The sequence below is a fragment of the Enterococcus gilvus ATCC BAA-350 genome, from assembly GCF_000407545.1.
Taxonomy (GTDB): Bacteria; Bacillota; Bacilli; order Lactobacillales; family Enterococcaceae; genus Enterococcus_A; species Enterococcus_A gilvus.
In genome coordinates, this window is the sequence record NZ_ASWH01000002.1 from 697,023 (window position 1) to 719,412 (window position 22,390).

Genomic DNA, 22,390 nt, shown 5'->3' on the forward strand with positions numbered 1-22,390 from the left:
CTCCTTTTACGCTTATTTTTCGAATGCTTCCCAGTCTTTCAAGAAAGCTTGAATTCCTGCATCCGTCAGTGGATGTGACCAAAGTTTAGGGAACAATGCGCCTGGTATTGTCGTAATATCCGAACCCAATTCTGCAACATCTTCTACGTGTTTCAGACTGCGTATACTAGCTGCAATGATCTCCGTCTGATAACCATATTCCATCAACACTTTTTTTAGATTACTGATAAGTGACAAACTGTCTGTAGCGATATCATCCAATCGACCGACAAATGGACTAACGTAGGTTGCACCAGCTTTAGCGGCCATCAAGCCCTGTGCAACAGTAAAAACTAATGTGACATTTGTCTTGATACCTTCTTTAGATAGTACATTGACGGCACGTAATCCATCTTCTGTCATAGGAATTTTTACGACCACATTTTCTGCCCAATTAGCGATATCTCTCGCTTCTTTCACCATAGTGTCTGTATCTAATGCAATGACTTCGGCACTGACGGGGCCCTCAATCAAATCGCATATTTCAGTAATCACTTCTTTAAAATCTCGTCCTTCTTTTGAAATGATTGTTGGGTTTGTTGTTACTCCATCCACCAATCCTAATTCATTGATTCGTTTAATTTCTTCCACGTTTGCTGTGTCCAAAAAGAATTTCATGCTTGTTCCCCCTTCTTATTTAGAGTATTCAGATTCCTTTTCCATAATCTGCTCAATTTTTCTACCTGAATTTCCTCCTTCAAAAGTAACAGACAAATATTCGTCGACAATTTTTTTTGCTACATCGATTCCAATGACCTTTGATCCCATAGTTATGATTTGTGCATTGTTGCTTAGTTGTGCTCGTTCAGCAGAATACGTATCATGCACTTGTGCTGCTCGTATGCCGGGAACTTTGTTTGCTGCTACAGCCATGCCGATTCCCGTACCACAGCATAAAATTCCACGGTCAACTTCTTCCTCCAGTACACCGTTTGCTACATGAAATGCGATGTTTGGATAATCAACCTCATCAGATGAATAGCACCCGTAATCCTTGACTTCATATCCTTTTTCTTTAATGTATGCCAATAATTCACGTTTCATCTCAAACGCATTATGATCCGATCCAAGTCCAATTTTCATTTTTTTCTCTCCTTTTTCTTTTCTTATCCACATGATAGCCACAAACTTTCGTTTTGTCAACTATTATTTTCGTTTACTTTCGTTTAATCAAATTAAAGAAAATTAATCGAAAGCAAAATGATTGTTTTCTGTTGTTTTTCTATTCCGAATGGTTTATACTAAAATCAATCAAAGATTCTGGAGGGATTTTTATGTATACGAACCAAAGAAGGGAAAAGATCCTTGTACTACTGCAAGAAAGGGAATCTGTCTCCGTGAATGATTTGACTGACCTACTAGCAGTATCTAAAGCAACCATTCGTTCAGACCTTAACTATTTGAGTGATAACAACATGTTGATCCGTACGCACGGAGGCGCTACGCGAACGAAAGAAGACGAAACAATAAAAATCGATAAAAATTACGATATACGAAAGCAAAAAAACATCGAGAAAAAAGCTGAAATTGCTAATATAGCCTTTCCTTTGATCGCAAACGGCGAATGTATCGTTTTAGATGCAAGTTCTACTTGCTATGAGTTAGCTAAATTGATCAGTCAATCCGATTTGCGGATCACTGTATTGACAAATGGATTACGCACCGCATCACTTCTGAAAGAAAACTTGAATTTGACTGTTGTATTGATCGGCGGCGTCGTAAAGGGTAGTTCGAATGCAGTCGAAGGAACTTTAGGTATCGAGATTTTGAAAAAGGTAAACATCGACACACTCTTCACCTCTGCTTATGCAATCTCTGCCACAGAAGGATTATCTGATTTCAATTTATATGAAGTGGAATTGAAGAAACGAATGGTCGAACTTGCTTCTCAAACAGTTGCATTGATTGATAGTTCGAAATTTGAAAAAAAATCCATTGCTACTTTTGCTACGTTATCTCAATTAAATACATTAATAACAGATAGCGAAATTCAAGATGGGGTAAAAAAGCATTACAGCTCTGTCGTTAAATTTTTAGAATAAAAACCGATTGGCGCGTATTCTTCGGAATCTGTGTCGATCGGTTTAATTTCTTCTAAATGCCCTACAATCCTGAGAAGAGTTACTGAAACGCCAGCAATTTCATTTTATTTCGTAAAAAACATTTTCCATCGTCATTTACAAATGAAACCATTTACACGTCTTCGTACCGATAGTAGACTTAAAGTAATACAATAAAGGACGTGGTGGAATGGATATTAAAGCGATCGTATTAGACATTGACGGGACATTGCTGAACTCAAAAAAGAAGATCTCTGAAAAAACAAAACAAGCATTGATCAACGCACAAAAGAAAGGCGTTAAAGTGATATTGGCTTCGGGGCGACCGACTCCAGGGATGTTTGGGTTGGCAGAAGAACTAGAAATGACGAAATATGAAGGGTATTTGGTCTCCTACAATGGGGCGCGGGTGACGGATTGCTTAACAAAGGAGGTCATTTTTAACCAAGCGATGGCTGTTGAAACAAGCCAAGCGATCTTAGAGCATCTGAAAAAATTTAATGTACAGCCAATGATTGACAAGGATGACTATCTTTATGTAAATGACGTTTACAACGGGATGCTTGATTTACCAGAGGGGCCCTTCAATATTATTCAATATGAATCGCGGGGCGGCAATTTCAAGCTTTGCGAAATAGATGATTTGGCGGCATTTGCCACCTTCCCTATTAACAAAATCTTGATCGCTGCTCAGCCAGACTATTTGCAGGAGCATGCAGAAGCCATCCATGCACCCTTTGATGAGACCGTGACGGCTGCCTTTTCTGCTCCTTTCTATTTTGAATTTACAGATAAAGGAATCGACAAAGCTAAGGCCTTGAATGCGGTATTCCCTGAAATGGGTATTCATTCCTATAACATGATCGCATTCGGCGATGGGCAAAATGACCGTTCGATCATTGAATATGCTGGGATCGGTGTGGCGATGGGCAATGCGGTAGACGAACTGAAGGCCATCGCAGACGATGTGACCCTATCTTGCGATGAAGACGGTATTGCCGCAGGATTAGAAAAATATCTTTAAACAAAAAACCAGCTTTTAAGGAAATTATCCTTAAAAGCTGGTTTTTTATGCTTCCATTTGTGGGTTTGCGGCGGTCAAGACCCCATCGACACCTTCCACAGCGAAATAATCCGTGATTCGCTGCTTCAATGCCTGCATCGCTTGATCGGCGCGTGCAGCCTGTTCTTCATTGACAGATTCCATAAAGAAAATCGCGTCATGAGTATCTTCTGTCAACATGGTTCGTTGGGATTCCCGCCAGTTTAAGCAACGGCAAATGGCCCCTTCCTCATCAGCATAAATGATTTCCCCGGGTAGCGCTGGTGCATCTTCTTCCGCCCCCAAAGGTAAAAAAGATTCACCGCCTGCGGCTTGACCCAAATGAATCGTACCGACGACCTTCTCTAAATCCTCTCCGCCACAAGGAACTGCGAATTCGAGTGACACACTATTGTAAATGTCCACTAAAGGATTGATGGGGTGAAATCCACGATCTTGACTCACACGTTTCAGCAGTGCTTCGATGGATGAACGTGCACCTTTTTTAGTTTTGAACTTACTAAAAGCCTCGCGCCACTGGGCAATAACCGTATTTTGACTTAATGTCTCATTTGTAAGAAAAGCTTGGGCTGCTTCTTTTCCATCGGTCAATAACTGTGTCAAAAAGAGATCAGACGCTTTCCCCTTATTTTCTCCAATGCCCTTGACGATCAATACATGAATCTGCGCCTCGGGAAAGATTTCCCAAAAAGACGCCTCTACGTTAACGGTTGTCATACCTTCACTCCTTTTTTGTATACAGTAATTTTACACTACAAATGGCGTTTTAAATCTATTTTTGCGACTTTTCTAAAGCACACATTTTTAAGCGTCGTTTCCCACCTGCACCAGCGCCCTCAGTTTCTCCACGTCAATTCGATAGCCCCGTTTATTCTTTTCAATGTAGCCTTCTTCTCGTAAATACTTGAATGTGTGGGTCAAATGACGATAACTCACCCCTAAATAATCGGCGATCTGCGTATTTTTTTCGCAATATTGGCCGTTCACCGACACTTCGATTAATAATGCCGCAAGACGATATTTCAGCTCAAAGGTTTGCGCATTCGAGAAATGAGTCATGCGCAAAAGAAGTTTTTCCCCTATGTACTTAGCGATCCACGCAGAAAACGCGGGATCGGTCCTCAGCATTTTTTCTACCTCCGGCATACGAATCGCCAAACAGCGAACCGTATCAATGGCCACGACATCCTTCGCTTCCTCCTCTGCTTGTACCAAAGTCAATTCACCGATCAAATCTCCCGGCTCAAGAAATTGCAAAATCAGTGTTTTTCCATTAGGTTCCTGTTGAACGATGCGAGCTTTTCCTGCTAAAAGGATGAGTAAATGAGACACCGTTGCCCCTTGATGAAGGAGCGGTTCATTTCGATCGTACGTCCTAACGACACTGTGCTTTAATAGATCCCCTGTAAAATGAGCTCGGTGTAATCGCTGAAGCTCCTGCGCCACAGAGGAATCCGTTGTTTTTTTCATCATAACTAGGCTATATCTCCTATTGATCGTTTTTTATGTCCTGCATACTTATCCTATCAATTCATTATTGGAGGAACAACTATGACGAATCAAAAAACGAAAACTCTTTCCTTTCTTTATTATCTCCTTAGCGCCTTTGGCATCAGTTTGACGTTGAAGGCAGGAATCGGTGTCAGCAGCTTCAACTCTCTGAACGCAACGGTTGCTGCCTTTAGTCACATCAAGATTGGTACGATCACCACGGGATTGAACTTCCTGTTTTTAATAGGCTGTATCGCATTAGACGAAAAACGACAATTAAAGGATTATGTCACCATGGCTGCGGCACTCCTCTGCTTTGGCTCGACAATCAATCTCTTCACCTATTTCATTTTTCCGCTCTTTTCACTGGATGCGTATTTCTTGAATTGTCTGCTGTTTGTTTTAGGGACGCTCATTGCAGGCTTTGGGACTGGAAAAGTCTTGAAATACCGCTGGTTGAAATTTCCGATCGAGACATTCTGTGTCTTTTTGACCGAACGGACGACCCTCAGCTTCAAATATTATCGCTACAGCATCGACCTTCTTTGTATTCTAGGTGCTCTGATACTCACCTTTTCCTTCCATTTACCTTTGATGGTCCGAGAAGGGACATTGATCAGCTTTCTCTTATTATCACCCACGATCGCTTTTGCAAATAGAGAATAAAAAAGTGACGCATCCAGTTATTCTTTTTTTAAAACCCTTCGAGCCAGCTTAATCAAATCATACCAGCAAACGGAGACCATTCCTAAAGCCGCACAGATCGCTAATTGCGTCAACGACAATGGTGCCAGATCCAAAAAACTGTTTATCGGCGCGTAGATCAATGCAAGTAAAATGAGCATCGTTCCACCAAGGATCAGCCAGATCACTTTATCATGGATCAACTTGATAAAGGTCTGGATGCCAAATAGATGATTGGAACTATTGACTTGAACTAGGAAAAGATTGGCTACGATCAAAACAGCTAATCCCATAGTGCGGGCCAGTTCATCATTTGACGGATTTTGCTGCAAAGTAAGATAGTAAGCCAGAAAAGACGCAACGAAAATAACCAGTCCCTGCACCACACTTTTGACTAGCAACCCTCTGCTCAGGATACTTTCTTTCGGATCACGAGGCGGCCGGTCCATGATATCCGGCTCGCTAGGCTGTCTTTCCAACACGACGGAGCACGTTGGGTCAATGACTAATTCCAACAGCACCACATGTACAGGTAAAAGCAGTAGCGCGGCTTGCGGAATACCAAGAATCGGACCGAAAAGCGCGGTCAACGCGATGGGGATGTGAATCACAAAAATATACCCGATGGCCTTTTTAATATTGTCGTAGATCCGGCGACCATCTTTCACGGTACTTACAATAGTAGAAAAATCATCATCCATTAAAATCAAGTCGGCGGCTTCTCTGGATACTTCAGAACCTCTTTTGCCCATCGCGATCCCGATATCCGCATATTTTAAAGCCGGTGCATCGTTCACCCCATCGCCAGTCATTGCAACGACTTCACCTCTTGCCTTGAACGCTTGGACGATGCGCATTTTATGCTCAGGAGTCACTCGTGAGAAAATCGTGATATCGGCGACTTTTTCTTTTAGTTCCTCAGCGGTCAGGGTATCGATCTCCACGCCTGTGATAAACTCATCGGTATTTGCGATCCCAACGTTTCGTGCAATCGCTCCTGCTGTCACACCGTTATCCCCCGTAATCATCACGACTTTGATGCCGGCTTTCTGACACTGCTGAATGTCCTCAGCTACGCCTTTTCTTGGCGGATCAGACAGACCAATCAGTCCAAGAAAATTCAGCTCGCACGCTTCAATCGTCTTCGGAACCTCAGCTTCGGTCGAGACGATTTGTTCGCCTACCGCAATCACTCGCAAGCCTTCGTGAGAAAAGCGATCAATCACCTCCGCGATTTCCGCTCTCTTCTTCGAATCAACAGCAGAAATGTTTAGTACACTTTCTGGTGACCCTTTGACCGTGATTTCGATTCGAGCATTCCGGTCCCAGACATGCCCCATCATTTTTAGTTCATCGGTAAAAGGGTATTCCTTCACCAATTGTCCGTTAAATAATCGTTCTTTGCTCCAGCCATGGGCTTCATCGTACTCTAGCATGGCAATTTCCATTGGATCGTACGGCTCAGTTTCACTAGCAAGACCCATGGTTTCGATCAATCGATCTTCCGCTTGATTCGCCGTCACCCATATTTCGGATACCGTCATTTTATTTTCGGTGATGGTCCCGGTTTTATCCACGGCTAAAACGGAAACAGCACCCATGGTTTCAACAGCTGGCAATTTCCTGATCAATGACTGTTTCTTCGCCAAGCGCCAGGCACCCATCGAAAGAAAGACTGTCAAAACAACCGGAAACTCTTCAGGAATCATCGCCATCGCAATCGTGATGCCGGATAAAATACTTTCTACAAAACGGGCTTTTAATGGCAGATCAGCATCATTGAAAAAGGTCACGACCGCGACAAGTGTCAAGAAAATCAAGGCTATGATGGCACAGACTTTGACTAATTTCCCGATTTGTTTATCTAACGGCGTCGCTTCTTCTTCAGCCGAGGCTAAATGTTTCCCAATTTTTCCATATTCAGTTTTCGTCCCTATCTTATCGACCAAAATCGTCCCGCTGCCCGTCGTCACCAGCGTCCCGGTATAAACGTAGTCCTCACGCCAATAGTCTTCTGAAGTAGATTCTTCCGTTTCAGCCAGCGTCTTCCAAACCGCTTCAGCCTCACCTGTCAAAGAAGACTCGTTGATTCTCAGGTCATTAGCCTTGATCACAAAGCCGTCAGCCGGAACTTTGACCCCTTCTTCAATCAGCATCAAATCTCCTGGAACCAATTCCTGGCTCAAAATTTCATTTGATTGCCCCTCGCGAATCACTTTGATTTTTGGTGCAGAGAGATCTTTTAACGCATTCAAGGTTTGATCCGTTTTCCATTCTTGGATCACTTCAATGGCGATAATGACCACCACGAAGACCAGCATGATCAACCCATCTTTAGGCTCGCCTAAAAAGAAATAAATCAACGCCGCTACGATCAACAGCAGAAACATCGGTTCCAGAATAATATGAAGAATCTTCAGGTAAAACGGCTCCTTCTTTTTTTGTTCTAGCTGATTCAGCCCGAATTCATCCCTTTTTCGCGCGACTTGTTCTTTCGTTAACCCATTCCAATCTATCTTTTTCATCTCGATTCTTCCCTTCATTTTTTATAAATCGATTGCTCCATCATACGTTTTTGTGAAGGTATTTACGAGAAATAATGATCACTTTTTAGTAGATTGTAACTGTTTAGCAAGGGAGAAAATACAGGCTGCCCCTCCCCTTAAAAAATAAAAACAAGGCTGCCCTAAAATTAAAGTAAGTGGTATTAAAAGATAGATTCGTGGCGCCATCGAGTAAGAAAAAGGGCCGCTAGATCAAAAAAACAATGAAGACTAACCCTGATTCGTTAGTTTCCATTGTTTTTAAATACGAATTAATTTTGGAATTGCTTGCAGAAATGAACTTTAGCTGTACACCCCAGATAAAGTTTCTATATAAAAAATGCGCTTCTCTTCACCTATTCTCCCATACTTGCTAGAATAAACGAGTAAAGGAAGTGTGGAAATGCTACAAATCAAACGAGCGTACACTCCCGCCAGCGAATCCGACGGGTACCGGGTGCTAGTCGACCGATTATGGCCGCGTGGAAAATCCAAGGAAACAGAAAAGATCGATCTTTGGCTGAAGGCGATCGCACCAAGCAACGAGCTGCGAAAATGGTTCAATCATGATCCAGAAAAGTATTTTGACTTTAAGAAAAAATATCAGGCGGAGCTGCAAAGCGGAGATCAGAAAGAGGCACTAGAAACGCTAGAGGCCCTACTCCGAGAACAAGAAGATGTAACCTTAGTATATGGGGCAAAAGATGAATCTCATAATAATGCGCAGGTATTGTATGATTTATTAAGCAAATGAAGCAGATTCTGAGCGAGCCTGCTTCTTTTAATACAAACATTTGATATGATGCTGATTCAGTTTTTCCAATTTATCTGTCTCTAGTGGTTTATCAGTGATCAAATAATCGATCTCATAACAAGATACACCTTGATACATATATTTGTGATCTAATTTATCACTAGTCGCTAAAACGACTAAATGATTCGCTTGCCGACGAAAAGCCTTTTTTATCAAGGCTTCACCTTCATGTGTTTCTGTCAGGCCATGTTCGAAATCTAGTCCTCTGCAGCCGATGATCGCCAGATCCGCATTATACGTCAATATATCATTATAGGCTTTTGATCCATTGATAGTGGCTCTTTTCGGCACGATTGAGCCGCCCAAAACCGAAACATGGGCCGTCGTAAATTCACTCAGCATCGCTGCCGTCAGTACACCATTGGTAATAATCTGTAAGCCATCAAATCGGCTGAGGTTTTTTACCAAATGAAGGCTAGTCGTACTTGAATCGAGAAAAATGACCATATCGTCTTTGATCAACGTCTCGGCCACATTGGCAATATATTGTTTGTTGTCCTCTTCATTTAATTGGGTAACTTTCATCAAATAAGGAACATCGATTTTCTTATTATCGACAATCATCGCACCACCGCGTGTTCGTCTGATCAAGCCACTTTGCTCTAGCAGCACCAGATCTCTCTTCACTGTGGCCTCGCTGTAATTGACAAGCTCGATCAAATCAATGACGCGAGCAAATTGATGCACCTTCAAATAATTAACGATTTGCTGTTGACGATCTTCAATGGCGTTTAGCATAAAGCAGCCTCCTCGGAAATAGTATCTTCTAATCATTATACGTAAGTAGAAAAAGGAAAGAAAGACAGGCTTTCGTTTTTTGAAAGCACTGCCTTTTCGAATTAATATAGTTCGGCTTTTCCGATAGTGTTTAACACACTTAACTTGTGTCTCACCACTTCTTTAACCTTCTCGTTTGCCATGGGATAAACCTCATTTGGCTCATACATTGCTGGATTTTTACTTAAAATATCCCGCAAAGCATCAAAGAAAACACTCTTGAGGTCTGAGCTCAAGTTCACTTTTGCAACACCATATTTCACTGCTTCGCTGACTTCTGAATCCGGATTCCCCGACCCGCCATGCAAGACAAATGGCAGATCGATCCGTTGGTTCAGTTCCTTCAACAGTTCAATATTCAATTTAGGAGTCAGGTCTTTTGGATAAAGCCCATGCGCCGTACCAATTGCGACTGCTAAGGTATCAATCCCGGTCTTTTCGACAAAATCCTCAGCCTGATCTGGGTCAGTATAAATAATGTTTGCTGATCCGCCTTCTGCTGAACCATTATTGCCGATCGTTCCTAGTTCCGCTTCCACTGACACATTCACACCATGAGCCAACGCCACTACCTGTTTGGTGATTTCTAGATTATCTTCATAGTCTTGGACAGAAGCATCAATCATCACGGATGTATAGCCATTTCGAATCGCTCGCATGACATCATTGATCGTTCCACCATGATCCATATGGATGACGACTGGAACTTTGCTTTTGTGAGCGTAATCCTTCACAGCGGCTACAAACTCATCATTTAGATAGGAAATCTCATCCGGATGAATTTCTAAAATGACAGGTGCATTTTGCTCCTCAACTTCCTCCATGATCGCTTTCAGCATATCATAGCTACAAATGTTAAATGCAGGGACTGCAAACTTATTTTCTTTCGCAACTTTTAATAAATCCTTCATCGTATACAACATTAGACTTCCACCTCATTAGTTAATTTTTCATTTGATATTTGCTTTTCTGTAATCGGTTTTTTCAGCAATCCAACAGTCACCGCTGTCACAATCGTTCCTGCAACAATCGCTAGAATATACATCGGTAAATTATTCATGACATTTGGGATTAACATCACCCAGATCCCGCCATGTGGCGCCATCGAGGTGACACCCGCAGCCATGGAGATTCCTGCTGCCGTTGCAGAGCCCAGCATCAAACTGGGAATGACACGAATAGGATCGGCGACCGCAAAAGGAATAGCCCCTTCTGTAATATAGGAAGCACCTAATATCCAGCAGGATTGGCCTGATGTCCGTTCTTCTTTGTTAAACTTATGTTTGAATAAGATTGTTGCTAATGCTAGACCTAATGGCGGTGTCATTCCTGCTGCCATACATGCGGCGATCGGAGCATTTACACCAGCAGACATCAAACCAATCGAGAAGGTCGAAATCGATTTATTGATTGGTCCGCCCATATCAGCCGCCATCATCACACCAATCAATAATCCAAACATCAGACCTGAAGTATTACCAAGCCCGTTCAACCAGCTAGTCAAGGCATCTAAGACCCACGCAATTGGCTTATCGATCAAGAAGACCATCGCTAATCCAATTACTAAAATAGAAACCAGTGGAACAACGATCAATTGATAAATAGCTGCAAATTGTTTCTTAATATTGATTTTATTTGCCAAGAAATCCGTTGCGTAACCTGCTAATAATCCACCAATCATCCCGCCTAAGAATCCCGAGCCACCATTCGCAGCCAGTAAACCTGCAACGATCCCTGGTGCAAAGCCTGCTTTCCCAGCAATTGAACTAGCGATCCCCGCTCCAAGTGCTGGTACCATCATGGCGAAAGCCGTTCCCCCTCCAATCGTCGACAACGCGCCAGCCAAAACATTATAATCAGCAGATTTCGGATCAGATGCTGTGATCCCGAAGGCAAAACTTAAGGCGATAATAATTCCGCCAGCGATGACAAATGGCAGCATATAGTTCACACCATTCATGAAATGATTGTAGATACCAATCTGATGCGACTTCTCCTCACTTTTACTGGAAGTTGAGATTTTGATCGTACCCACATCGTTGAGTACTTCTTCTATCACTAGCTCTGGCTCCTTGATTGCTCGACCCGTAGAGACTCTTTTAACCCTTTTTCCAGCAAATCGACTCATATCGATATCCTTATCAATGGCTAATATAATGGCATCCGCCCGTGAGATTTCTTCGATAGTCAATTCATTTTCAATTTTTGCTCCTTGCGTTTCGATCTTTACCATATGACCCAAACCAGTAGCAGTTATCTCTAGTTTTTCGGCGGACATGTAGGTATGTGCAATTCCTGTAGGACAAGCAGTAATTCCAACAATATTCATGATTGTTCCTCCTTATTCGTTTTAAAATACTATTGAATTAATCCGATTTAAATGCTGTGTACTCTTCATAACAAGCGCTTGTTTATTCATTTGCTCTATCTTGCCAAATACTATTCAAGGAACACCAAATTAAAATATCTGTAAAACCTCTGCAGCGGTTTTAGCATTCTTTAGTCGATCTCGAAAATCCTGGTTCATCAGTCTTCTAGAAAATCCACTCAAAATATCTAAGTGCAAGTCAGTAGCCTTTTGCGGGACTAATATTGCAAAAACACATTCGATTGGTTTGCCATCCAATCCGGTATAATCGTCCATTAATCCTGTATGAACAAAACAAACCGTTGGCTCTAGGACATATTTGCTTTTTGCATGAGGTATCCCAAAACCATCCTCAATTCCTGTAGACGTTTCCTTCTCTCGCTTGTATAAATCCTTGATGATCTTTTTAGCCTTGCTTACGCGATTTTGTTCCTCAAGATTCTTAGCTAAACAATCAAACAAATCACTCTTTGAACGAATTCCTTCATCAAAAATAATTAAATCGTTCAACATAATTTCCTTTAATTCCATTAAAAAACACCTCTATTTAAGTCTTGTCAGCGCTCTCTTATTTCTTGAGATCACTATATCATCGTAATCTAAACCGTTCAACATTATGCACATTAAACGGTTCAAAGTTCTTTTTAAGATATTTCCGCTCACTCTATGTGATCTATTCAGCTCAAAAAAATCTCTGATTTTTGAATGCTTCTCAATTACTCAGTATTCTGCATATAAAGAAAACTCCAAAAAGCAGATTTATAATTCTGCCCCTTGGAGTTCATGATTCATTTATAAATACCGTCTAACCTTCGCTTGATACTGACGATAGCTCTCGCCAAAAGTCGATACCAGATAAGTTTCCTCCCCACGAATTTGCCTATCAAACAAAATAAATGCAGTCATTGCTACTGCAATCACAAGTATATTTGGAAAGGTCACTGCCAAACCAAGATACAAAAAATCAAATGCCACAAAGGCCGGATTGCGGCTGAAACGGTAAATTCCAGTAGTTACCAATTCAGTCCTCTGCTTTTCATTGTACCCGGCACGCCAATTCAGTCCCATCGCCCTGACCGCGATATAAAAAAGAACTACTCCCGCAAAAATCAGACCTAAACCCAAATACACCCAAACGGTTCGATTGATCTCAAACAGGATCGGCGCAAGGAACTGCAGCACTCCACCGACGCCTGTCATTATTTTTAAAACGATTTCAAAATACTGCTCATTTTTTACATCTTTTCCTAATAAATTAACGGTGATTCCTTGTTTTCTCAGCAGCAACCCTTTCAATAAGTAAATCAGATAAAACAGTGTAACTCCTGTGAATGCGAGAATCCGTACCAACATTTTCATTCCTCCTCAATAAAATATGAAAATATATTCATATGTTTATTATTTCATATGAGTGCAAATCGGTCAAGTCTTCTATCGAATCTAACTAATGATCATAGACTTGAAATGATTGATTAAAAATGCTCCAAAAAAATACTCCTTCAGCTTAGCAATGGTAAGTAACCGTCACTAAACTTGAAAGGAGTATTTCATTTATTTGTTAAAGCGGAACATTAATAACCTCATGGGACAATGCTGGAGCATCGGCTTCCTTCGCATTGAATCCGGTTAAGCGGAAGGACAGGTTGAATTTTTCGAAGGTTGTTCGATATTTTTCCAGCTGCCATTGACCACAGGAATAGCTTCCCAGCGCATTTTGCTTGTAATCGATATTCACTACGACATACTCTCGCTCTTTTAGATCACAGGTATGTTTAGCGTTATCCAGATCGGCCTCTTCAAAATAAGAAGTACTGAAATTGAAGCCTGCTTCATCTGCGGCGAATAATCCCTGCCCGCGATCATCTGTCAGCGCTACCCATCTTGTATCCATTCTGTTTCCGTTAGCTTGAGGAACAACATAATTCGTAAACATCTCTTCGACAGTTGAGCGATAGACACCCAGATACCCTGCTTCTTTTGAATCCGTGTAGTTTTCTCTTGGTCCCCGCCCTAAATAGTTTACTTGATTCATGTCCTTATTCACATGCATCGATACACCTAAGCGCGGCAGCATATTTGGCGCGGAGTCGATCTTCCCGCTAGGAGTCCCCTCCAGGTTGAATAAAACATCGCCGCTTCCGCAGATCGTATAGCTATAGGTGCATTTGTAATGCCATGCACTGTTTGTTGTTGAATTGATCGTATTAACGGTGATCTGAACGGCTTGATCGATTTCCTTCCAGTCAAAGGATTCGACAATTTCATGCTCTAAATGCAAGAAATACTGTTTTTTCATCTCATTGATGATTTCCATATCGTTACTGATTGGTGCGCGCCACATGGTGAATTTCGGTCCTCGTTCAACGATCGTTTGACCGTCTCGTACCAATTTTAGCAGCGTGCCTCTGACTGTATCAAACGTGACAATAAAGTCTGTTCCTTCAATACTCAATGTCGTTTGTGTCTCATTAACCTGCAACTTTCCGTTTGGCAGAATCTCAACGCCTGCTGCTTTGATTGGAAGCTCGAAGCTGGCTGAAGCTAATTCGTAGCCTTTTCCTGCATAGGCTGTTGTTGCTTTTAATTGATAGGAAATGTTTAAGAAATAGCTTGCGCCAGGTTTTGGTGCGAGATCCAAGTTATATGGCAAGCTTAATTTGGCTTTCTCTCGCGCTGGAATCGAAGGCAGCGAAATCGTTCCATCTTCAATCAGTGTTTCATCCTCAAGAATTGAAAAATGCAGCTCAAAAATTTTCAGGTCTTGGAAATCAAAGCGGCTCAACAGCTCGATTTCTCCTTTGTTCAGATCGATCGCTGTCGTCTGGATCGGTTCGATCACCTTTTTGTATTCATACAAGCTTGGCGAAGGCGTGCGATCCGGCATCAGCATCCCGTCAATACAAAAATCTTTATTTGAAGGATCATCGCCAAAGTCTCCGCCATAGCGATAATATTTTTTCCCATCCTCAGTATAAGATTCAATGCCATGATCAAACCATTCCCAAATGAGACCGCCTTGCAGTTTATCATGGGCATAAAACAAATCTTGATATTCCTTCAGGTTTCCAGGTCCATTCCCCATCGCATGCCCATATTCACACAGGATATGCGGCTTTTTTGATTTCTCAATGATCGTACTCATTAATGGTTGCTTCGTCGGATGCTCCAACCAGCTATACATGGTTGAGTAAATATCCGCAGCTTCTACATCGAAATCTCCCTCATAGTGAACCAAGCGAGTTGGATCCATTTTTTTCGCTACTTCGGTCATCTTCACAAAATTACAACCGAAAGCCGACTCATTTCCCAGTGACCAAAGGATAATGGACGGATGATTTTTATCCCGCTCGATCATTCGAACCATTCTGGAAACATAGGCCAGTTCCCAGTCAGAATCGTTACTGATCCAATCATATTTTCCAGTCAGCTCAAAACCGTGGCATTCCAGATCGGTTTCATCGATCACGTACATCCCATATTCGTCGCAAAGATCGTACAAGTAATACGAAGCCGGATAATGACTCGTTCGAACGGCGTTAATATTGAACTGCTTCATTAAGCGAATATCTTCTTCAATTTCTTCCTTCGAGACGACACGGCCATTTCTAGGATTGTAATCATGACGATTGACTCCTTTAAACTTGATCGCCACACCGTTGACCAAGAAGACCTCGCCAGCTAAACGAATATTTCTGAATCCGACCTTTTGCGGAATCACTTCAACCAGCTTCTCCCCTTCGTAAACCGAAATCAGTAGCTGATACAACTCAGGTGTTTCCGCCGTCCATTGAGCGACGTTGGGAATTTCCGCCTGAAGACTTTCCTGTTCGCTAGTGATTTCTTGACGCAATACCTCTTGACCAGAGGAATCAATCAGTTCTACTTCAATCCGTTGACCCTTTCTTTCTCGCAGAGTGAATGAAAGATCTATCAAACCATTCTTATAATCATCGTCCAAATCAGCGACGACTTTAAGATCGTTGATTCCCTTAGTAGGGACGCCGAGTAATTCCACATCTCTAAAGATTCCGCTGAGCCACCACATATCCTGATCTTCCAGATAAGTTCCGTCAGACCATTGATAGACTCGAACCGTCAAATCATTGACAGCATCCTCCTGAACGAGTTCAGTAATATCAAACTCCGCTTCATTTCTAGCACCCTTGCTGTAGCCGACTTCCGTTCCATTGACCCACACATGGTAAGCCGAATCGACCCCGCAAAAACGCAGAATGATTTTTTTGCCCCTAAAGCTTTCATTGATGCTAAACTGCCGCTTATAGATTCCTGTCGGGTTTTCCGTTGGAACATACGGCGGGTTAATCGGAAAGTTGTACCATAGATCGGAATAGTGCATCTTGCCATAGCCTTGAACCTGCCAATTACCAGGAACCTTAATATCCGCCATTTCTCCCGTATCAAAGTCCGGCTCATAAAACTTGCTTGGACTATATTCTGGTGCATCCACCAGTAAAAATTTCCAAACACCATTTAAATTTTTAAAGGCATGTGTATATTTGTTTTCATTTAGCAGCGCCTTTTCTTTAGTTGGAAAGGTCGAAAAATGTGCCCGTGGTTCTAATCGATTGATCTGATCTAATTGATAGTTTTCCCAAATTTTCATTTACCAGTCACCTCTACGTTTGTCTCTTCATTGTTCAATACTTTTGATTTTCTTTCATAGCGAATCCAGCAGATCCACGCAAAGCCCATAAATATCACTAGTCCGACGACATTGTAGACCAGCATCCCAATCGGACTCGCCTCGCCCGCCGGCAGCGCCCCGTTTATCTCAGCCATGATCAGCTGCGGATCAGGCACTGTTGACATAAAGAAGACGAAAATGAACAGCACTAATAACGCGATGCCGGAAAAAATCCCAAATTGGCGACTGCCGAATTTAAAGCTGCGGGACATTGAATCCTTCTTCAGGCGCAGACCGATATAAGCGATCAATAAAAACAATACCGGCAGCAACGATGTAGACGCTGTCATATTGATCAAAGTAGAAAGGAAGCTGTCCATATTGCCGATTCCCAATGCTGGAATGATCAGCAGCATCGTAACGATCACACCTTGTACAACCAACGCATTTGTCGGATTCCCCTCTTCATTTGTTTTCACCAGCCATTTGCCGAAGACCCCTTCTGGAATTTCCGAGAAAAAGACTTTTACAGGTGCCGCAGTCCATAACGCTAATGAACCGAAACTGCCGATAAATAAGATCAAGCCGACTAGCCGAACCATCACACCACTTGGAATATGGAAATACGCACCCAAGAATTTGAAGATATCGAAGATCCCGTTTGAGAAATTCCCCTTCAAAACATCCATCGGCACGACAAACCCAACCGCTACAGCCCCTAAAACATACATGATACCAACGATAATCGTGGCTCCGATCATCGTCCGAACGAAGGTCTTATTGCCGCCCTTAACGTCCTTGATGTAGACACCGATACTTTCTCCGCCGCCGACCGCTTGCAAGATCCACGCCATCGTCATGAAAAAGGTCCAGTTAAAGCTTGGCGTAACCGACTGCATCGTAAAATCCTGTGCCGGCTCGTTACCTAGTCCAAAAACAACCACAAAGGCCAGAACGACAAACGCCACACCCATAAACAATCGGGCACTCCCGGCAAAACTAGTGACTTTTGAGATCCATGACACACCTTTGATGCAGACCCACGTCATCAGCCAAAAAAGAAAAATAGATATGATTGCAATAATGATTGTGCTGTTGCCGCCTTGAAAGATATTTCTTCCTACAAAAGCATACGAACCGTAAATTAATGTATTGGGCAACAAGGAACAAAAGTAAAATAGATTAACGAAAAAATACGACCAGGCGCCTAAAAAGGCCCATTTATCACCCAAAACCGATTGCAGCCAGCTATGAACACCTGACTCTTTCCCAGAGTTAGCAGAAGCGAATTCTGCAATCATCAGAATAAACGGTAAAAAATAAAAAATACTGCCAAACAAATACCCCGGAATTGTCGCTAACCCAATTTGAATACTGTTATTAACAATGCTGGGAAACGCGAATACCGCTGAGAAGGTCATGAGCATCAATGCGACCGATCCTAAGCGCTGTCTTGAATTAGAGTTTTCCATCTCAAACATCCTTTCAATAGTTACTTACACATTGATTTTATAGCGCTTTCATGATATAAAAAATAAGAAATGTTTCCAAAAAATTGTAATAATGTTGACATTTTTAAATTTGTACTCAAGGAGGAATCGAATGTACAGCTCATTATCAAACGACATCAGTATTTTGATCAATAATGATACACTAAGCTCTGATTTCCATGTTTGTGAAGTTGGATATGAAAAATGTCGCTCAACCAAGCCTACGGAATATGCTCCAATCGATTATTGGGTAATCCACTACTGTATCGAAGGAGAAGGTTTCTTCTCAACACCATTTTTCCCCGAAAGAAAAATCACGGCCGGAGATTTTTTTATCATTCCTTCGAATTGTAAAAATGTATATTATCCCAATCGCGAAGACCCTTGGCAGTACCGTTGGGTCGGGTTCTCTGGAAAATTGATGGATCACTATTTTTCTAAGGTAAAATTAGACAAGTATCATTGTGTCATTACCCGTTCCTTTGATCATCGGATCGATGCCCTCTTTCAGGATATCTATGATTTCTTCAAAGAGAACGATCATTTTCGCACGATGGCTTCTTCCTTCATTCTATTCGATACCATCGATCAAATGAATCTAAAAACGGACAATCCTTCACAAAGTGAACAGCTTTTTAAAAGTATTCTGACCTATATCAATGATAATATGTCGGAGAATCTCAGCGTCAATCAGATTGCAGAGGCGAAAAATATTGATCGAACCTATCTCTATAAGCTATTTCAAACCCATAAAGGCATTGGACCCAGTGAATATATTCAGGATTTGAAGCTTCAAAAGGCCTGCTCCCTACTGCGGAAAAGTTCACTGACGATTACGGAGATCGCCTACGAGACTGGCTTTTCTTCCTCTTCCTATTTTTCAAAGTTTTTCCATTCTAAGCTCAACATTTCTCCTTCGACCTATCGGAAAAAATTTATTATTAATTGATATTACAAAGAAACTGAGACACTAAAAAAATGAATAATTTACTATATACAGTTATTGAAAAGCCAGTGAAATGACGATAATTCGTGCATTTCACTGGCTTTTTACTAAACTATTCTCCCGTTGCATCCAACAGCGCTTGAGCAATTTTATCTATCGTCACAAGAATATTGATCAAATTTATCTCAATGGCGATTTTCGCGATGCGCATCCTTCTAAGGTCATCCACAATCGTCATTACTTGAGGGATTTTTCTGATATCTTCTAACGTGATCCCCACGATGTTTTTGTTGATCCCGTTATCGACTTTCTGCCCACTCGCATCAAAAAAACAAGAGAAGGCCTCGTTAATCATTAATTGATTAAGCTACCATAGCCCACCCACCTGACCGCTTCGTATGTAATTCTTTCGTACATAAATTAGGATTGATTGTTACTTACACGGTTTATATTGACTATCGTTTTACGAGATAAAATGAAATTATTTTGCATATACCAACAGTCAATGGATTCTATATCTTTTCAATTACTTTTTTCTTTTCAGGTAAAACTATATCCAGTTTGTTAGCAATTTTTCTAATCCTATTTCTAGTTTCCTCATAAGTATAATCTAAATTGATTACTCTATAATAGGTTCTACGTGAAATAGCCAACTTACTAATTGCCTGAGCTACAGGAATTCGTTTTCTATCTTTATAAATAAGTAACAACCGTTCTATCTGTTTATCCGTTAATTGACTTCCGCCTCGTTTACCACGTAATTCCTCTCGCTTATTTTCCTTCATTTCTGAAGTTAACTCTTTTTTCTTGCGCTTTTTCTGGTAAATAAATGGTCTTATTTCTTTAAGCTCTTTAATAGTGTTCTTCAGATCAATTATCTCCATATTTAACCTATTAATTTTTCTATTGTAAACAAGAGCAGAGTGATTAATTTTTTGATCAATAACATGCTCTTTTTCCTCAAGATATTTTTTCTTTTTATTAAGTTGATCATCTAGATCCAAATCTCTACGGTAATATTCTAATTCTTCCTTACTTATTTTCTCCAACTCTTTTATTCTCTTCTTCGACTTTTCGTACTCCATCCTCAGATTTTGCTTTTCTTTTTCTGACTCTAAATATACACTTTCATTTTTTTTTATTTCTTCATTTACTTTCCGATTGTGTTTTTTTAGTTTTTCGAAATTCTCTTTGTTGTTTTTAGCTGATATCCTTAAACGATTAACAATTTCTTTTTGCCGTTTTGCCTCTTCCTCCCATGAGAGCATTACCATGTAAAGTGCGTCATAATTAGTGCCATTTTCTTCTATATCTGCTTCAATTTTTTGGGACAATTGAACTAATAGACTATAGGCACTTTTCTTTTTTAATTTATCCTCATTACTCATTCCCATTACCACTTTCTGTAACTTTTATATTAATATAAAAGTTACAATGATAACGGAAGTATGTCAATGATTTCTACAAACTTTGCTACATTTTATTCCCTTTGTTCTTCTTTTTTTCTTTTTAAAAGATTGTTTTAATGAATAAAAAAATAGGATTCTTTTTATCAATGATGATTATTATTTATGAAGCTATAGAGAATTCTTCATCATACGTTATTTTATTTAATGTCCTAGTTGATGAGAAAATTAGGTAATTAGTCAAAAAATACTTTACATTGAACTAATCAAATACCCATACTTGAAAAGCATTTTGAAAAGAAAAACTGTGGTCATCACCCAAAAAAAGGATTGTGACCACAGTTTCGATTTGAGATTAATATATAAAGCTACTCCCAAGACATTACACCATAACTCCCGGCAATTCCTTCCATCAATAAACTGTCCGCATAGCCATCAATAAAAGTGGTTGCCTCTTCCTCAGTTGAGAATAATCGACTCCCTTTTTCGATATTCCTTGACTGATCATCACCTTCATAAGCATAGAACCAAACTGTGTAGTGAACTTCTGGCTCTGGAGTTGGTGTCGGTGCAGGATCAGGGTCTGGTGGTGTTGGAGTTGGCGTAGGGTTAGTCACCACTCCACCATTATTTGTTCCATCAGATGAACTCCCATTGCCTGTCGTTCCATCATTTTTATTTTCTCCATTACTAGAAGGTATCGAAGCCGTATCAGAGGATTCGACATTCGTTTGGTCCTGTGTATTTGACATATTTGGAGTTGGCGAGACCTGACCTACAGATTCACCAATCGGTTGATTCGGAACTATTTTATCCGACTCCGTAATTTGTTGTTGATCAGTCACTACACCATTTTGATCTTGAACAGTAACGACATTGCCTTCAAACACCAGCTTATTCCCTGCATAAATCAAGTTATAATCTCCAATACCATTCAATGAAGCTAGTTTTTCCATTGTGACATTTGTTGCTAAAGAAATACCGCTTAATGTGTCTCCCCAAACAATAGTATATTCTTTTTTTCCTTCAACATCTTTTTTGATTTGCTCAATTGATCGTGCTTCCCATTTTCCATCAGCCTCGGTTGCCTGTGTTGCTTGTTGTTCGGGCAATAAAACACCTCCTAAGACTATTGGGCTGATCATTAAACTTAATATAAATATTTTTTCGAGCGGACGCTTTTTTTTCATGATTCTTCTTTTTCTGAAACTGTTTCTTTTTTTCATACTTTCCTCCTTGAAAAATATTTTTCTTACTATCTATTCAACTATCCAAGTGAACGTTGGATATGAATACAGATTATCACCATCACTTCGTGTCATTTTTAAATACAGATGGTTTTTTTCCTATTTCTCCCAATTGTTTAGAGAGTTTTTCAGTACGTGTTCTGTATTGATCACGCCCAACTTTATAATGAACTGATCTGACTTTTTGCATTTTCAATTCATTTCTCAGAATGCAAATATCCTGTTCTAGCTCACGAATTTTATACAAAAGTAATCTTTTTTCTATTCCGGCTAAACTTTCACATTTTTCTTGGCATTCTTCACAAATTGTATAGGTCTCATTGTCTACAACCGTCTGTGAAACTGAATAATTTCCACACCATTCGCAAGTCATTTCACTTGCAAGTTCAGCTTTATATAAAATATGTTGTACTTCAGACGGTAATTCTTTTGATCCTCTTTGGGTAGAAATGATTAACGCACCGTCCATTCGCCTCACATTTCTAATTGAATAACCAAGGTTTGATAGCTCTTTTTCAGCAGTAATTAAAATTGCGTACCAGCCATGACCAATTTTATGACCAAAGCGAATATAAGAAAGCTGATTTAAAGTTTTATAGTTAGTTGTATGTTGATCCATTTTTTCACTTCCAATTATTTTTTTTGTACAAAAATCTCTGAAAATACATTTCAATAAGCAAACAAAAGTACAGTAGTATTCACTAGTACCGAATTCAGTTACTAATTTGTCTTTTATTTTTTCTAGATTTCTATTTAAGAGAAATGAGTTAGAAGACTTTTTAGTTCCTTTTAATGATCTTATTTTATATCAAAAGAT

At 40.5% G+C, this 22,390-nt stretch carries 21 protein-coding genes; 5 read left to right on the forward strand and 16 right to left on the reverse strand.

Features of this window, described 5'->3' with window-relative positions; translation table 11 throughout:
• Nucleotides 1–12 precede the first annotated feature (12 nt).
• Nucleotides 13–657 carry a fructose-6-phosphate aldolase gene (fsa, locus tag I592_RS18430; protein WP_010779058.1) on the reverse strand — a complete coding sequence of 215 codons (645 nt, stop codon included), beginning with the start codon at nt 655–657 and terminating at the stop codon, nt 13–15.
• A gap of 15 nt (nt 658–672) precedes the next feature.
• On the reverse strand, nt 673–1,122 hold the full coding sequence (gene rpiB, locus I592_RS18435) for a ribose 5-phosphate isomerase B (RefSeq protein WP_010779057.1): 450 nt from the start codon (nt 1,120–1,122) through the stop codon (nt 673–675).
• A 191-nt stretch (nt 1,123–1,313) separates the two neighbouring features.
• Between rpiB and I592_RS18440 the strand changes: the two genes are divergently transcribed.
• Nucleotides 1,314–2,081, forward strand: coding sequence for a DeoR/GlpR family DNA-binding transcription regulator (locus tag I592_RS18440; RefSeq protein WP_010779056.1), 768 nt, complete (start codon nt 1,314–1,316; stop codon nt 2,079–2,081).
• A 208-nt stretch (nt 2,082–2,289) separates the two neighbouring features.
• The gene (locus I592_RS18445; RefSeq protein ID WP_010779055.1) at nt 2,290–3,123 is read left to right on the forward strand and encodes a Cof-type HAD-IIB family hydrolase; all 834 of its coding nucleotides are present in this window, start codon (nt 2,290–2,292) and stop codon (nt 3,121–3,123) included.
• 45 nt (nt 3,124–3,168) lie between these two features.
• Here I592_RS18445 and I592_RS18450 read toward each other — a convergent pair whose 3' ends face one another.
• Nucleotides 3,169–3,879 carry a B3/B4 domain-containing protein gene (locus I592_RS18450; protein WP_010779054.1) on the reverse strand — a complete coding sequence of 237 codons (711 nt, stop codon included), beginning with the start codon at nt 3,877–3,879 and terminating at the stop codon, nt 3,169–3,171.
• An 87-nt stretch (nt 3,880–3,966) separates the two neighbouring features.
• Entirely contained in the window at nt 3,967–4,635 is a 669-nt protein-coding gene (locus tag I592_RS18455; protein WP_010779053.1) for a cyclic nucleotide-binding domain-containing protein, read from the reverse strand.
• 78 nt (nt 4,636–4,713) lie between these two features.
• Here I592_RS18455 and I592_RS18460 point away from each other — a divergent pair, with 78 nt between their 5' ends.
• Nucleotides 4,714–5,319, forward strand: a complete 606-nt coding sequence (locus I592_RS18460) for a YczE/YyaS/YitT family protein (protein ID WP_010779052.1) — start codon at nt 4,714–4,716, stop codon at nt 5,317–5,319.
• A gap of 17 nt (nt 5,320–5,336) precedes the next feature.
• Here I592_RS18460 and I592_RS18465 read toward each other — a convergent pair whose 3' ends face one another.
• Nucleotides 5,337–7,862 carry a cation-translocating P-type ATPase gene (locus tag I592_RS18465; RefSeq protein WP_010779051.1) on the reverse strand — a complete coding sequence of 842 codons (2,526 nt, stop codon included), beginning with the start codon at nt 7,860–7,862 and terminating at the stop codon, nt 5,337–5,339.
• Between the two features lie 421 nt (nt 7,863–8,283).
• On the opposite strand from I592_RS18465, the gene I592_RS18470 reads away from it, so the two are divergent.
• Nucleotides 8,284–8,634 carry a DUF488 domain-containing protein gene (locus I592_RS18470; protein ID WP_010779050.1) on the forward strand — a complete coding sequence of 117 codons (351 nt, stop codon included), beginning with the start codon at nt 8,284–8,286 and terminating at the stop codon, nt 8,632–8,634.
• A gap of 27 nt (nt 8,635–8,661) precedes the next feature.
• On the opposite strand, the gene I592_RS18475 is transcribed toward I592_RS18470, so the two are convergent.
• The 7 genes from I592_RS18475 to I592_RS18505 form a co-directional block, all read right to left on the reverse strand.
• The gene (locus I592_RS18475; protein ID WP_010779049.1) at nt 8,662–9,432 is read right to left on the reverse strand and encodes a DeoR/GlpR family DNA-binding transcription regulator; all 771 of its coding nucleotides are present in this window, start codon (nt 9,430–9,432) and stop codon (nt 8,662–8,664) included.
• A gap of 101 nt (nt 9,433–9,533) precedes the next feature.
• Entirely contained in the window at nt 9,534–10,394 is an 861-nt protein-coding gene (locus I592_RS18480) for a ketose-bisphosphate aldolase (protein WP_010779048.1), read from the reverse strand.
• On the reverse strand, nt 10,394–11,800 hold the full coding sequence (locus I592_RS18485; RefSeq protein WP_010779047.1) for a PTS fructose transporter subunit IIC: 1,407 nt from the start codon (nt 11,798–11,800) through the stop codon (nt 10,394–10,396). The genes I592_RS18480 and I592_RS18485 overlap by 1 nt, the downstream gene beginning before the upstream one ends.
• A 129-nt stretch (nt 11,801–11,929) precedes the next feature.
• Complete coding sequence (locus I592_RS18490; protein WP_010779046.1) at nt 11,930–12,370, reverse strand: PTS sugar transporter subunit IIA; 441 nt, start codon at nt 12,368–12,370, stop codon at nt 11,930–11,932.
• Between the two features lie 261 nt (nt 12,371–12,631).
• On the reverse strand, nt 12,632–13,192 hold the full coding sequence (locus tag I592_RS18495) for a methyltransferase family protein (protein ID WP_010779045.1): 561 nt from the start codon (nt 13,190–13,192) through the stop codon (nt 12,632–12,634).
• A 205-nt stretch (nt 13,193–13,397) separates the two neighbouring features.
• Nucleotides 13,398–16,463: a beta-galactosidase subunit alpha gene (ebgA, locus tag I592_RS18500; protein WP_010779044.1), complete on the reverse strand. Its 3,066-nt coding sequence runs from the start codon at nt 16,461–16,463 to the stop codon at nt 13,398–13,400.
• Complete coding sequence (locus I592_RS18505) at nt 16,460–17,956, reverse strand: amino acid permease (RefSeq protein WP_010779043.1); 1,497 nt, start codon at nt 17,954–17,956, stop codon at nt 16,460–16,462. The genes ebgA and I592_RS18505 overlap by 4 nt, the downstream gene beginning before the upstream one ends.
• A gap of 130 nt (nt 17,957–18,086) precedes the next feature.
• Here I592_RS18505 and I592_RS18510 point away from each other — a divergent pair, with 130 nt between their 5' ends.
• On the forward strand, nt 18,087–18,923 hold the full coding sequence (locus I592_RS18510; RefSeq protein WP_010779042.1) for an AraC family transcriptional regulator: 837 nt from the start codon (nt 18,087–18,089) through the stop codon (nt 18,921–18,923).
• A 109-nt stretch (nt 18,924–19,032) separates the two neighbouring features.
• Here I592_RS18510 and I592_RS18515 read toward each other — a convergent pair whose 3' ends face one another.
• The 4 genes from I592_RS18515 to I592_RS18530 form a co-directional block, all read right to left on the reverse strand.
• Nucleotides 19,033–19,275 (reverse strand): sugar-binding domain-containing protein, encoded by a 243-nt coding sequence (locus I592_RS18515; protein WP_010779041.1) that lies wholly within the window; start codon nt 19,273–19,275, stop codon nt 19,033–19,035.
• A gap of 157 nt (nt 19,276–19,432) precedes the next feature.
• Nucleotides 19,433–20,308, reverse strand: coding sequence for a hypothetical protein (locus I592_RS18520; RefSeq protein ID WP_044926895.1), 876 nt, complete (start codon nt 20,306–20,308; stop codon nt 19,433–19,435).
• Nucleotides 20,309–20,694: 386 nt separating this feature from the next.
• Nucleotides 20,695–21,438 carry a LysM peptidoglycan-binding domain-containing protein gene (locus I592_RS18525; protein WP_244265211.1) on the reverse strand — a complete coding sequence of 248 codons (744 nt, stop codon included), beginning with the start codon at nt 21,436–21,438 and terminating at the stop codon, nt 20,695–20,697.
• 196 nt (nt 21,439–21,634) lie between these two features.
• Nucleotides 21,635–22,192, reverse strand: a complete 558-nt coding sequence (locus tag I592_RS18530; protein WP_010779038.1) for a hypothetical protein — start codon at nt 22,190–22,192, stop codon at nt 21,635–21,637.
• Between the last annotated feature and the right edge of the window lie 198 nt (nt 22,193–22,390).

Excerpts from the sequence above, each read along its gene's own strand:
- I592_RS18465 (WP_010779051.1), bottom strand. The coding sequence starts at position 7,862 with ATGAAAAAGATAGATTGGAATGGGTTAACGAAAGAACAAGTCGCGCGA.
- I592_RS18475 (WP_010779049.1), bottom strand. The coding sequence starts at position 9,432 with ATGCTAAACGCCATTGAAGATCGTCAACAGCAAATCGTTAATTATTTG.
- ebgA (WP_010779044.1), bottom strand. The coding sequence starts at position 16,463 with ATGAAAATTTGGGAAAACTATCAATTAGATCAGATCAATCGATTAGAA.
- I592_RS18520 (WP_044926895.1), bottom strand. The coding sequence starts at position 20,308 with ATGAGTAATGAGGATAAATTAAAAAAGAAAAGTGCCTATAGTCTATTA.
- I592_RS18470 (WP_010779050.1), top strand. The coding sequence starts at position 8,284 with ATGCTACAAATCAAACGAGCGTACACTCCCGCCAGCGAATCCGACGGG.
- I592_RS18445 (WP_010779055.1), top strand. The coding sequence starts at position 2,290 with ATGGATATTAAAGCGATCGTATTAGACATTGACGGGACATTGCTGAAC.
- I592_RS18505 (WP_010779043.1), bottom strand. The coding sequence starts at position 17,956 with ATGGAAAACTCTAATTCAAGACAGCGCTTAGGATCGGTCGCATTGATG.
- rpiB (WP_010779057.1), bottom strand. The coding sequence starts at position 1,122 with ATGAAAATTGGACTTGGATCGGATCATAATGCGTTTGAGATGAAACGT.
- I592_RS18515 (WP_010779041.1), bottom strand. The coding sequence starts at position 19,275 with ATGATTAACGAGGCCTTCTCTTGTTTTTTTGATGCGAGTGGGCAGAAA.
- I592_RS18480 (WP_010779048.1), bottom strand. The coding sequence starts at position 10,394 with ATGTTGTATACGATGAAGGATTTATTAAAAGTTGCGAAAGAAAATAAG.
- fsa (WP_010779058.1), bottom strand. The coding sequence starts at position 657 with ATGAAATTCTTTTTGGACACAGCAAACGTGGAAGAAATTAAACGAATC.
- I592_RS18510 (WP_010779042.1), top strand. The coding sequence starts at position 18,087 with ATGTACAGCTCATTATCAAACGACATCAGTATTTTGATCAATAATGAT.
- I592_RS18530 (WP_010779038.1), bottom strand. The coding sequence starts at position 22,192 with ATGGATCAACATACAACTAACTATAAAACTTTAAATCAGCTTTCTTAT.
- I592_RS18490 (WP_010779046.1), bottom strand. The coding sequence starts at position 12,370 with ATGGAATTAAAGGAAATTATGTTGAACGATTTAATTATTTTTGATGAA.
- I592_RS18485 (WP_010779047.1), bottom strand. The coding sequence starts at position 11,800 with ATGAATATTGTTGGAATTACTGCTTGTCCTACAGGAATTGCACATACC.
- I592_RS18450 (WP_010779054.1), bottom strand. The coding sequence starts at position 3,879 with ATGACAACCGTTAACGTAGAGGCGTCTTTTTGGGAAATCTTTCCCGAG.
- I592_RS18455 (WP_010779053.1), bottom strand. The coding sequence starts at position 4,635 with ATGATGAAAAAAACAACGGATTCCTCTGTGGCGCAGGAGCTTCAGCGA.
- I592_RS18495 (WP_010779045.1), bottom strand. The coding sequence starts at position 13,192 with ATGTTGGTACGGATTCTCGCATTCACAGGAGTTACACTGTTTTATCTG.
- I592_RS18460 (WP_010779052.1), top strand. The coding sequence starts at position 4,714 with ATGACGAATCAAAAAACGAAAACTCTTTCCTTTCTTTATTATCTCCTT.
- I592_RS18440 (WP_010779056.1), top strand. The coding sequence starts at position 1,314 with ATGTATACGAACCAAAGAAGGGAAAAGATCCTTGTACTACTGCAAGAA.